The organism is Streptomyces sp. SA15 (assembly GCF_002291145.1).
GTDB lineage: Bacteria > Actinomycetota > Actinomycetes > Streptomycetales > Streptomycetaceae > Streptomyces.
On sequence record NZ_NTGE01000112.1, the window covers coordinates 48,829 to 59,877 of the forward strand.

Below are 11,049 nucleotides of genomic sequence, written 5' to 3' on the forward strand. Positions count from 1 at the left end.
CGCCGCCGGCAAGGAGTTGAATATGGGCGCACAAGACGCACCGGACGCACCGGACCCGCAGGACACGGCCCAGCGGCTGCGGGCGATCAGCGACGAGTTGTCGGACCGTTTCTACGAGCGGGCCGACGTGGTGCGGACGCTGGTGGTGACGCTGCTGGCCGGACAGCACTCGTTAGTGCTCGGCCCGCCCGGTACGGCGAAGTCCGAGCTGGCCCGGGAACTCACGGGCAGGGTCGAGGGGGCATCCTATTGGGAGATCCTCCTGTCGAAGTTCACCCGGCCGGGGCGCCATCATCGCGTGCGTGGACACCTCGCACTCCATGTACGCTCCAGGTCTTCCGCTTCCCGGCCGATCAGCCTGCCGGCATCGACCGGACCCTCGACTTCGCGGAGACCTTCCTCGGCGGCGGCACCAGCTACCAGACGCCGCTGACAGCGGCCGGCGAACTGCTGGAGGAGGAGTTCAACGACGCCGCCCGCACGCGTGGCGACATCGTGATGCTCACCGACGACGACTGCGGCGTCACCGAGGAATGGATGCGCGGCTGGAACGACGCCAAGCACCTGCTGGGCTTCCGCGTCTTCGGCGTGGCCATCGGCGCCCCGCGCGTCGCCGAAGCCGACTCGGTCCTGGACGCCCTGTGCGACAACCTCCGCTCCATCGAGGACCTCACCGACGTCCACGCCGCCGCCGACCTCTTCCGCGTCATCTAGGGCCTGTCCGGCGGATCATGCCGCAGACGCGGGGTCTGGCACGCACATCTGCCGCGTTGTCGTCACTCGCCGACGCTCCCCGTCGACTCCCTCCTCCGCCTTGCAGCTGCACGCACCAGACCCCGCTCACCGGCGTTAATGGGGCGCCGCCGATATTCGACCTGATCCGCCGGACAGGCCCTCCCGGTACATCAACCACCCCCGCCCCCGCCGCAACACCTCCCGCGTCGCCTCCCGCAACGCCGCCACGAACGGCTCGTCGCGCTTGCCCGGCAGCCAGGCCAGCGCGGCCGTCCACGGCTGGAGGCCGGTGACCTCGACGTACGAGACACCGGGGCGTGGGTAGAGCCACCGGGCGGCGTCCGGCGGCAGCTGGATGCCCTCGCCCATGGCGATCAGCGGCAGGGCGCTCTCGTAGTCGACGACCGCGTGCGGGGTGTACCGGACCGGTTCGCCGTCCGGTCGCGGGTCCACGGCCCAGAAGTCCCGGTAGACCTTCGGCACCCGCTCCGACCAGCCGATGTGGGGCTTGCGCGCGAGGTCGGCCAGCGTCAGTGGGCCCCTGTCGGCAAGCGCGTTGTCGCTGGACATCGCCGCGCAGCGCGGCCCGCCGGTCAGCGGCAGGGTCTGGATGCCGTCGGGGACGGGCAGGGCCACGAACGCCGCGTCGACCTCGCCCCGCAGGATCGCCGTGGCGGCGTCGAAGCCGATGCGCAGCACCTCGACGTCCAACCGCGGCCGGGTCCTGCGCAGTTCGTCCAGGACGGCCGGGATCGGGTCGACCGAGGTCATCGCCTCGAAGGAGCCGATCACCATTCGGCCCGCGGCGGCGTTCGCCCGCGTCGCGGCCTCCCGGCACAGCCCGTCGGCCGCTTCCACCACGCTGCGCGCCCGCGCCACGAGCGTCTCACCCGCCGCGCTCAGTGCGACCCTGCGCGTCGTCCGGTCCACCAGGTTGACGCCCAACCGCTCCTCCAGCGTGGTGATGTGACGGGAGAACGTCGGCTGGGCCATGTAGGCACGCCGGGCCGCGCGGCCGAAGTGCAGCTCCTCGGAAAGGATCAGGAACAGCTGTAACTGCTGAATGCTCGGATACCTCGCGAACTTCGCGCTACCTCCCGATGCAGCCATAGCTCCGACGCTATCAATGCACTCCCGCCTTCGATCAAAAGCCCCTTCCCTGGACATTGGGGATGGCGCAAGACTCGATGGCGACCGATGCACCCGATCTACGGGGAGAAACACCCACATGGCATTCGCCATTCGTCGCAAGACATCCGCCGCCCTGCTCGCCGTGGCCACCGTCGGTGCCCTCGGCGCGACCGCCGCACCGGCCGGCGCCGAGGCCCAGCAGCCTCAGAGTGTCGACCGGTGGCCGGTCTGCGCGGAGGCGCCGGACGGCTCGCTGGTCCTCGACTTCGACACGAGCGGCAACCCTGACCCCGACAGCAGCGTCTGCTGGAGCGGTTCGGGCCGGGCCACCAACGAGGACGACCAGTACGAGCTCCGGGAGATCCACACCGCGAACAACCGCGGCTCCCTGCACCTCCAGACCGGAGAGCGGGTGTGGGACCTGTCCTTCGACAAGAACGAGTCCCACGGCATCCCGGACAACACCCGCCTGCTCGGCCTCTCCATCAACGAGTAGCGCCGGACGCACCACCGGGCTGGGAGGCCCGCGCCCTCACCGGCGCGGGCCTCGCCGCCGTCCAGGCCGCCCGCCCTGTCACCCTCCGGACCTCAGACACTCGAACCACACCGTCTTGCCACCTCCGGACCTCGGCTCGACCCCCCACTTGTCGGCCACCGCCTCCAACAGCACGAGCCCGCGCCCGCCCTCCGCCTCCATCGACAACTCGGCCGACAGACAGGGCAGTTCGGGCGACCCGTCGGCCACCTCGACCCGAACCCCCTCCCCCGCCCCGAGCCGCAGCACCACCAGCACACAGCGCCGGTCGGGGACATGCCGTACGACGTTCGCGACCAGCTCGGTCACGCCCAGCTCGGCGGCGGCGGACAGCTGCGGCAGCCGCCACTCGCCGAGCAGCGAGCGGACGATACTGCGGATGTGGCCGGCGGAGTGTTCGCCCACGGCGAGGCTCATCCGGTACTGGACGGGGGCGGGTCCCCCATGCACGGGGGGAATGTATGCGTTCACGAGACGAGCGTGACCTCGCCTGACTACTCTGGGCTACCGAACGGACACAACTGGTTCCGCAGTGGACCGAGTTGCCCGAGAGGGGGCCTCGCGTGACCAACATCCACGCTCTCGATCCCGGCGCATCGGCGCTCGACTACTACGGCTACGAGCTGCGGCGACATCGGGAGGCCGCCGGGCTGACACAGCGGCAGCTCGGCGACATCGTCAACTACACCGGCTCGATGATCGGCCAGATCGAGACAGCACGGAAACTGCCGACGCCGCAGTTCAGCCAACGGGTGGACGCCGCGCTGGGGACCGGGGGGTTGCTGTTCCGGCTCGTCGACCTGGTGATGCGCAGCCAACTTCCGGCCTGGTTTCAGAAGGTCGCGGAGTTGGAGGCGCGGGCGACGGAGATCTGCACGTTCCATACGCACCTGGTTCACGGTCTTCTGCAGACAACGGCGTATGCGCGGGCCGTGCTGGGTGCGCTGAACCAGGCCGACCTCGATGACCGCACCGCCGTACGGCTGGCCCGTCAACGCATCTTCGAGAAGGAGGAGCCGCCGGTCTTCTGGGCTGTCATCAGCGAGGCCGCGCTCTGCCAGGAGATCGGTGGTCGGGAGGTCATGCGAGGTCAACTGGCTCAGCTGTTGTCGTTCGAGGACAATCCCCGGATCAATATCCAGATCCTGCCCTTCACAGCCGGAGTGCACTCGGGACTGCAAGGCTCGTTCGACCTCTTCCGCTTCGCGAGCGACCCGACCATCGTCTACACCGAGGGGTACGGCACCGGACATCCGACCGCGAACCCGGACACCGTCAAGGACTGCTCACTCCGTTACGATCATCTCCGAGCCGCCGCACTATCCCTCAAGGACTCGGCGGAGCTGATCCGGCGAGTGATGGAGGAACGCTATGGAGAACAACGCGATTCCGACGAGGACTCAGTGGCGTAAGTCGTCGTACAGCGGCGACCAGGGCGGCTCCTGCATCGAATGCGCCCCGCTCGGCCCACTGACCTGGCGCAAGTCGTCGTACAGCGGCGACCAGGGCGGCGAATGTGTCGAGATCGCCGAAGCCCCCACCTCCACCATCGCCGTCCGCGACTCCAAGAACCCGGCGGGACCGATCCTCACCCTCGACCCCGCCGCGTTCACGACCTTCGTCACGTGGACGTCGGCTACAGCCGCTGAATGATCGTCCCGGTGGCCAGGCCGCCACCGGCGCACATCGTCACCAGCGCGAACTCCTTGTCCGCGCGCTCCAGTTCATGCAGGGCCGTTGTGATGAGCCGGGCCCCCGTCGCTCCGACGGGGTGCCCGAGCGCGATCGCGCCGCCGTTCACATTCACCTTCGCCAGGTCCTGCTCGAAGACCTGCGCCCAGCTCAACACCACCGACGCGAACGCCTCGTTGATCTCGACGATGTCGATGTCCTTCAGGGACATGCCGGCCTTGCCGAGCACGGCGCGCGTCGCGTCGATCGGCCCGTCGAGGTGGAAGTGCGGGTCGGCGCCGACCAGCGCCTGGGCGACGATCCGTGCCCGAGGCCGCAGCTTCAGCGCCCGGGCCATCCGTTTCGAGGCCCACATGATCGCCGCCGCGCCGTCGCTGATCTGCGACGAGTTGCCCGCCGTATGCACGGCCGTGGGCATGATCGGCTTGAGCCTCGCCAGCGCTTCCATCGACGTGTCGCGCAGACCCTCGTCCCGGTCCACGAGCCGCCACATGCCCTGCCCGGCGCGCTGCTCGTCCTCCGTGGTCGGCACCTGGACGGCGAAGGTCTCCCGCTTGAACCGCTCCTCGGACCAGGCGACGGCGGCCCGCTCCTGGGAGATCATCCCCAGCGAGTCGACGTTCTCCCGGGTCAGCCCGCGATGGCGGGCGATCCGCTCCGCCGCCTCGAACTGATTCGGCAGGTCCACATTCCACTCGTCGGGGAACGGCTTTCCCGGCCCGTGCTTCGACCCCGACCCCAGCGGCACCCGCGACATCGCCTCGACGCCGCACGAGATCCCCACGTCGATGACGCCCGCCGCGACCATGTTGGCCACCATGTGGGAGGCCTGCTGCGAGGACCCGCACTGACAGTCCACGGTCGTCGCGGCGGTCTCGTACGGCAGGCCCATCGTCAGCCAAGCGGTGCGCGCGGGGTTCATGGACTGCTCGCCGGCGTGGGTGACCGTGCCGCCGACGATCTGTTCGACGCAGTCGGCGGGGATGCCGGTGCGGCCGAGGAGTTCTCGGTAGGTCTCGCCCAGGAGATAGGCGGGGTGGAGGTTGGCGAGCGCGCCGCCGCGCTTGCCGATGGGGGTGCGTACGGCTTCGACGATCACGGGTTCGGCGGCCATGGGTGCGGGTCCTCTCCTCCGAACAGCCCTCGGAACTAGTACGCGTTCTAGTTCTGTATGCAGTCTGCTGACCGGCCACCCGCAACCGCAAGAGGTGTGCGGGCAATTGAGGGCGCTGCATCCCTTGCTACTTGTAGAACCCGTTACTACGTTCACGGCAGCTCTGTTCCTGATGGACCGTCAGAAGGCTGGAGTGAGTTGCCGATGCCCTGTCCAGCGCTCCCCGACGGGTTCGACTTCACCGATCCCGATCTGCTGCAACACCGTGTCCCACTGCCGGAGTTCGCCGAGCTGCGCCGGGCCGAACCGGTCCGCTGGGTCCCCCAGCCGTCCAATCTCGCCGGCTTCCAGGACGAGGGGTACTGGGCCGTCACCCGGCACGCGGACGTCAAGTACGTCTCCACGCACCCGGAGTTGTTCTCCTCGTACCTCAACACGGCGATCATCCGCTTCAACGAGCACATCGAGCGCGACGCGATCGACGCGCAGCGGCTGATCCTGCTGAACATGGACCCGCCGGAACACACCCGGGTCCGCCAGATCGTCCAGCGGGTCTTCACGCCGCGCGCCATACGGGCGCTGGAGGACCGTCTGCGCGCCCGCGCCCACGCGATCGTCAGCAGCGCCCGCGCCCGCTCGGGCTCCTTCGACTTCGTCACCGAGGTCGCCTGCGAACTGCCCCTCCAGGCCATCGCCGAGCTCATCGGCATCCCGCAGGAAGACCGGGCCAAGATCTTCGACTGGTCCAACAAGATGATCTCGTACGACGATCCGGAGTACGCGATCACCGAGGAGATCGGCCAGGAATCGGCCACCGAGCTCATCGCCTACGCGATGAACATGGCCGCCGACCGCAAGCAGTGCCCCGCGAAGGACATCGTGACGACGCTGGTGTCGGCAGAGGACGAGGGGAACCTCAACTCGGACGAGTTCGGCTTCTTCGTGCTGATGCTGGCCGTGGCGGGCAACGAGACCACCCGCAACGCCATCACCCACGGCATGCACGCCTTCCTCACCCATCCCGACCAGTGGGAGCTGTACAAGGCGGAGCGCCCGGCGACGACGGCGGAGGAGATCGTCCGCTGGGCGGCCCCCGTCAACTCCTTCCAGCGCACCGCCACCCAGGACACGGAACTGGGCGGCAAGCAGATCAAGAAGGGCGACCGGGTCGGGCTGTTCTACGCCTCCGCCAACCACGACCCGGAGGTCTTCGACAACCCGGACGCCTTCGACATCACCCGCGACCCCAACCCCCACCTCGGCTTCGGCGGCGGAGGCCCGCACTTCTGTCTCGGCAAGTCCCTGGCCGTCCTGGAGATCGACCTGATCTTCAACGCGATCGCCGACGCCATGCCCCACCTGAAACCGACGGGCGATCCGCGCCGCCTGCGCTCCGCGTGGATCAACGGCGTGAAGGAACTACAGGTCAGCGCGGGCTGACGTATCCGTGGGAACTCGGGCCGACGGCTTCCCGGCGCCGTCGGCCCGTCCGGTCGTACGCGCCCTCGGCCCCTGGAACAGGTAGGCGAGCCCGAAGCCCGCCCCGACGACCATAGCGCCGCCCACCGCGTCCAGGATCCAGTGGTTGCCGGTCACCACGATCGCCGTGGCCGTGAAGAGGGGGTGCAGCAGGCCGAGGGACTTCATCCACCACTTCGGGGCGATGATCGCTATGACCAGGCCGCACCACAGGGACCAGCCGAAGTGCAGGGACGGCATCGCCGCGTACTGGTTGGTGAGGGCGGTCAGGGTGCCGTAGTCCGGCTGGGAGAAGTCCTGGACGCCGTGCACGGTGTCGATGATGCCGAGCGAGGGCATCAGGCGGGGCGGGGCGAGCGGGTAGAGCCAGAAGCCGACCAGGGCGAGCAGGGTGGTGAAGCCGAGGGCCGCTCGGGCCCAGCGGTAGTCGACGGGTCTGCGCCAGTACAGGACGGCGAGGACGCTCAGCGGGACGACGAAGTGGAAGGACTCGTAGTAGAAGTCGAAGAAGTCGCGGATCCAGTCGACCTTCACCACGGCGTGGTTGGCCCAGTGCTCTATGTCGATGTGGAGCCACCGCTCCACATCGAGGATCTCTTGGCCGTTGTCCTCCGCCCGCGCCCGGCCCTCCGCGTTGCTGCCGCCGGTCGCCGCGAGTCGCACCCGCTGGTAGGCGGCGTACGTGACGCGTATGAGGAGCAGTTCCAGCAGGAGGTTCGGGCGGGTGAGGACCCGGCGGAGGAAGGGCAGCAGCGGGACGCGCTTGAAGCGTGCGGGGACCGGCTCCGCGAATTCCGTCGGGATCGGTGACTGGTAGTACGGCGACGTCCGGGACAGGAACGGGATGAGGGTGGCGGCGGCCAGGGCCGCGAGCAGCACCACGTTGTCGCGCAGGGCGTACAGCGCCGGCATGTTCGGCAGCATCATCTTCGCCGGCAGCGTCATCACCAGGACGACGGCGACCGGCCACACGTACCGGTCGGAGGCCCGCTTGCCGACCCGGCCGACGACCGCGAGCAGCACCCACAGCAGCTGGTGCTGCCAGGTGGTCGGGGAGACGGCGATCGCGGCACAGCCGGTGATCGCCACGGCGAGCAGGAGCTGTCCGTCGCCTGCGTAGCGCACCGCCCGGCGCACGCCGAGGACCGCGACGGTCGCGCCGAGGAGGAGGAAGAGGGTGATCTCCAGAGGGCCGGACAGGCCGAGCCGGAGGAGGGCGCCGTGCAACGACTGGTTGGCGAGGTCGTCGGCCGGGCCGCCGAGGCCGACGCCCGCCATGTGGTGCACCCAGTAGGTGTACGAGTCGTGCGCCATCGCCACCCAGGCGAGCGCTGTGCATCCGGCGAACGTGATCCCCGTGGCGACGGACGCCTTACGACGGCCGGTGAACCACAGCAGGGGCGCGAAGAGCAGCACGGTCGGCTGAAGGGCCGCCGCGAAGCCCACGAGCAGGCCGCTGGCCCGCTGACCGCGTACGGCGAAGCAGCCGGCCAGCACGAGCAGGACCGGGATGATGCTGGTCTGGCCGAGCCAGAGAGTGTTGCGCACCGGCAGCGACAGCATGAGCAGGCTGACCGCGACGGGCGCGGCGAGCAGGGAGGTCCGTCTGCTCACGGGTTGCGGCAGGGCGCGGGCGGCGATCAGGCCGAGGGCGACGACCAGCAGCAGCGTGCCGAAGGTCCAGCCCCAGCCGAGGGCCTGCTCGGCGGCTCTGGTCAGCGGTTTCATGACCAGTCCACCGAAAGGGGTGCCGGTGAACGCCGTCGAGTCGTACAGCGAGCCGTTCACATGCAGGACGCCGTTCGGACCGACCCAGGTCTCCAGGTCGGTCAGCCGCTCCCCCCGGGGCGTACTGAGGACGACGGCCACTTGTCGTACGGCGAGGACCGCCGCGACCAGCCACAGGCCGAGCCGCGCCAGGCGCAGGCGTGCCTGGGTCGCTCCGACGGCCGTCGCTCCGAAAGCCTCCGCCGGTCGCCCACTGTGCTCCGCATTCGCCACGCCTCGTCGGCCTCCCGCCCCGTTCGTCCCGCGCGTCACACGCGTCGGATTCCTTTACGAGCCCTAAGAGGCTCGCACCACCCCCGGAAAGGGACGCAGGCAACCCCCTCTTCACCTGACGTCCGTTCTCCTTTTGTCTCGATGACGATAGTCGGATGGAGGTTCGGTTGCCTCCGCTGAAAGCGAGAAAGATCACAGCGGGCGCCTGGGCCGGTGGGCTGAAAGGGGTCGGGGGGAGGACACTGACAGGGAACACCGGGCGTACGAAAGGCACAGGTGCATGAGCGAGTCGCAGCTCTGGGACGACGTCGACGACTACTTCACCACCCACCTCGCCCGGGACGACGAGGCCCTCGAGGCGGCCCTGCGCGACAGCGAGGCGGCCGAGCTACCGCGCGTGAATGTCACGGCGCCCCAGGGCAAGTTCCTGCAGCTCCTGGCCCAGCTCCAGGGCGCCCGCACCATCCTGGAGATCGGCACCCTCGGCGGCTACAGCACCATCTGGCTGGCCCGCGCGCTGCCCGCCGACGGCCGCCTGATCTCGCTGGAGTACAACCCCCGGCACGCCGAGGTCGCCACCCGCAACATCGCCCGCGCGGGCCTCGACAAGCTGGTCGAGGTGCGGGTGGGCGCGGCGCTGGAGTCGCTGCCCCAGCTGGCCGACGAGAACCCGGCCCCCTTCGACCTGGTCTTCATCGACGCCGACAAGGCCAACAACCCGCACTACGTGGAGTGGGCCCTCAAGCTGACGAGCGTGGGCAGCCTGATCGTCGTCGACAACGTGGTGCGTGGCGGCCGGGTCGCCGACGCCGACAGCACCGCGCCGGACATCCAGGGCACCCGGACCGCCATCGAACTGATCGGCAGGCACCCGAGGCTCAGCGGTACGGCGATCCAGACGGTGGGCAGCAAGGGGTACGACGGGTTCGCGATGGCTCGGGTGCTGGCGTAGGACTGCGCTTTACGTCCCCTTGGGTCTTCGGTTGTCGCCGGTGGTCAGAGCTCGTGGTAGAAGCCGACGTTGACGCTGCGCGGGGCGGTGCGGTCGTGGATGACGATCTCGCCGCTGCCGCCTCGGGGCAGCGTGACGGTGCCGCCGTACGCGAGGGGCTGGGCGTACTCGCCGACGGTCAGCCGGACCTCGGAGGACGGGTCGGGCTGGGAGCCCTGCAGCCAGGTCACCTGCCAGGTGCCCTCGGGGCCGCACAGAAACTCCAGGTGGACGCGGGAGACGAACAGCCAGTCGTCGGGCGTCGCCAGCCGGCACACGGACTTGTCCCGGCCCACCCGCAGCACGGCGCCCGGGTCGCTGGGCGCGTCGGCCATGAGCATGCCGGCCGTGGCGCCCTCCTCGGCCGCGGAGACGGCGGCCATGGTGAGTTCGAGCACGTGCGTTCCTCCTGAAGTGTCCTTGCTCAGCCGCCGAATGATAAATCGCCCGGCCTCAACGCGTCCGGCACACTGGACTCATGGCCGAGCGAAAGCCACCCGGAGTTCCGTTCGAGATGGGGGTCCCTCCGCTCGAACGTAGTTGAGAGTGGGGGAGGGTGGACCGACAGATCCGGGAGGCGGAGGAGCGGGGCGCCTTCGACCGGCTGCCGGGTGCGGGCAAGCCGCTGCCGGGCGTCATCGACGCGCCGTACGACGAACTGTGGTGGATCAAGCGGAAGATGGCCCGCGAGGGCTGGTCGGTGCTGCCGCCCGCGCTGGCGCTGCGCAAGGAGGCCGAGGACGCGCTCGCGGCGGCTGCGCAGGCGCCGACCGAGCGGATCGTCCGCGAGCTGGTCGAGGACCTCAACGTCAAGATCCGCGACCACCTGGCCAAGCCGCCGCCCGGACCCCCGCTGGGTCTGAAGCCGTACGACGTCGAGGAGGTCGTACGGCGGTGGCGGGAGGGCCGGACGACGGCCGAGTAGCGCCGCTGCCTCAGAGGCGCAGCAGCCGTTCCGCGAGCTCGCGGTAGTCCCGCAGGGCCAGGCGGAGTTGTTCGGTGTCGGCGGACGTCGCGGGCTTGCCCTCGACGCCGCCCTCGGTGGTCTGCCAGGACATGCGGAGGGTACGACGCCGCTGCGTCACGGCTTCGGTGAACCGGGAGGCGGCCTCCTCCAGCACATGATCGGCCTCCTGTACGGCGTCCCGCGGCCCGTCCACGAAACCGGCGATCGCGTGCTGAAGGCGCAGCGCCAGCTTGTCGGACTCGTCGTGCGGGAGGAGGGGGGTGGTGGGGGCCTCGCGGTCGGGGGTGCGGGAGGCTTCGCGGCCGGAGGCGCCTGAGCCCTCGCGGGCGGTGGCGCCGAGCGGGTGCGAGGGGCCCGCTGGGTCGGGGGTGCCCGCGCGGTCGGGGCTGCCCGCCGGTCCCGGG

11 protein-coding genes and 3 pseudogenes are annotated in these 11,049 nt (G+C 69.8%); 8 read left to right on the top strand and 6 right to left on the bottom strand.

Annotation, left to right across the window (positions count from 1 at the left end):
• Positions 1-22 precede the first annotated feature (22 nt).
• Positions 23-289, top strand: a pseudogene (locus CLM62_RS26315) (AAA family ATPase); the annotation flags it as partial.
• Positions 258-714: pseudogene (locus CLM62_RS26320) on the top strand (hypothetical protein); the annotation flags it as partial. The pseudogenes CLM62_RS26315 and CLM62_RS26320, both read left to right, overlap by 32 nt.
• Positions 715-849: 135 nt before the next feature.
• On the opposite strand, the gene CLM62_RS26325 reads toward CLM62_RS26320, so the two are convergent.
• Positions 850-1,845: a LysR family transcriptional regulator gene (locus CLM62_RS26325; RefSeq protein WP_179382236.1), complete on the bottom strand. Its 996-nt coding sequence runs from the start codon at positions 1,843-1,845 to the stop codon at positions 850-852.
• Positions 1,846-1,963: 118 nt separating this feature from the next.
• Between CLM62_RS26325 and CLM62_RS26330 the strand changes: the two genes are divergently transcribed.
• Positions 1,964-2,362 carry a hypothetical protein gene (locus tag CLM62_RS26330; RefSeq protein ID WP_143659151.1) on the top strand — a complete coding sequence of 133 codons (399 nt, stop codon included), beginning with the start codon at positions 1,964-1,966 and terminating at the stop codon, positions 2,360-2,362.
• 78 nt (positions 2,363-2,440) lie between these two features.
• Here CLM62_RS26330 and CLM62_RS26335 read toward each other — a convergent pair whose 3' ends face one another.
• Positions 2,441-2,872: an ATP-binding protein gene (locus CLM62_RS26335; protein ID WP_373559188.1), complete on the bottom strand. Its 432-nt coding sequence runs from the start codon at positions 2,870-2,872 to the stop codon at positions 2,441-2,443.
• A 92-nt stretch (positions 2,873-2,964) separates the two neighbouring features.
• Between CLM62_RS26335 and CLM62_RS26340 the strand changes: the two genes are divergently transcribed.
• Together CLM62_RS26340 and CLM62_RS26345 are read left to right on the top strand one after the other, a co-directional pair.
• Positions 2,965-3,813 (top strand): helix-turn-helix transcriptional regulator, encoded by an 849-nt coding sequence (locus tag CLM62_RS26340; RefSeq protein WP_095752396.1) that lies wholly within the window; start codon positions 2,965-2,967, stop codon positions 3,811-3,813.
• Entirely contained in the window at positions 3,773-4,054 is a 282-nt protein-coding gene (locus tag CLM62_RS26345) for a DUF397 domain-containing protein (RefSeq protein ID WP_095752397.1), read from the top strand. Before CLM62_RS26340 ends, CLM62_RS26345 begins: the two co-directional genes overlap by 41 nt.
• Here the strand turns inward: CLM62_RS26345 and CLM62_RS26350 are convergent.
• On the bottom strand, positions 4,038-5,207 hold the full coding sequence (locus tag CLM62_RS26350) for a steroid 3-ketoacyl-CoA thiolase (RefSeq protein ID WP_095752398.1): 1,170 nt from the start codon (positions 5,205-5,207) through the stop codon (positions 4,038-4,040). The genes CLM62_RS26345 and CLM62_RS26350 overlap by 17 nt on opposite strands.
• 204 nt (positions 5,208-5,411) lie before the next feature.
• Between CLM62_RS26350 and CLM62_RS26355 the strand changes: the two genes are divergently transcribed.
• Positions 5,412-6,647, top strand: a complete 1,236-nt coding sequence (locus tag CLM62_RS26355) for a cytochrome P450 (protein ID WP_095752399.1) — start codon at positions 5,412-5,414, stop codon at positions 6,645-6,647.
• Here CLM62_RS26355 and CLM62_RS26360 read toward each other — a convergent pair.
• Complete coding sequence (locus tag CLM62_RS26360) at positions 6,627-8,687, bottom strand: bifunctional glycosyltransferase 87/phosphatase PAP2 family protein (protein ID WP_095752400.1); 2,061 nt, start codon at positions 8,685-8,687, stop codon at positions 6,627-6,629. The genes CLM62_RS26355 and CLM62_RS26360 overlap by 21 nt on opposite strands.
• A gap of 280 nt (positions 8,688-8,967) precedes the next feature.
• On the opposite strand from CLM62_RS26360, the gene CLM62_RS26365 reads away from it, so the two are divergent.
• Positions 8,968-9,639, top strand: a complete 672-nt coding sequence (locus CLM62_RS26365) for an O-methyltransferase (RefSeq protein ID WP_095752401.1) — start codon at positions 8,968-8,970, stop codon at positions 9,637-9,639.
• Positions 9,640-9,683: 44 nt separating this feature from the next.
• On the opposite strand, the gene CLM62_RS26370 is transcribed toward CLM62_RS26365, so the two are convergent.
• Positions 9,684-10,076, bottom strand: a complete 393-nt coding sequence (locus tag CLM62_RS26370; protein WP_095752402.1) for an FHA domain-containing protein — start codon at positions 10,074-10,076, stop codon at positions 9,684-9,686.
• A gap of 80 nt (positions 10,077-10,156) precedes the next feature.
• Here CLM62_RS26370 and CLM62_RS26375 point away from each other — a divergent pair.
• Positions 10,157-10,603 (top strand): annotated as a pseudogene (locus CLM62_RS26375) (DUF1992 domain-containing protein).
• A 10-nt stretch (positions 10,604-10,613) separates the two neighbouring features.
• On the opposite strand, the gene CLM62_RS26380 reads toward CLM62_RS26375, so the two are convergent.
• On the bottom strand, positions 10,614-11,049 hold a 436-nt coding region (locus tag CLM62_RS26380), incomplete at its 5' end, for a hypothetical protein (RefSeq protein WP_257004094.1).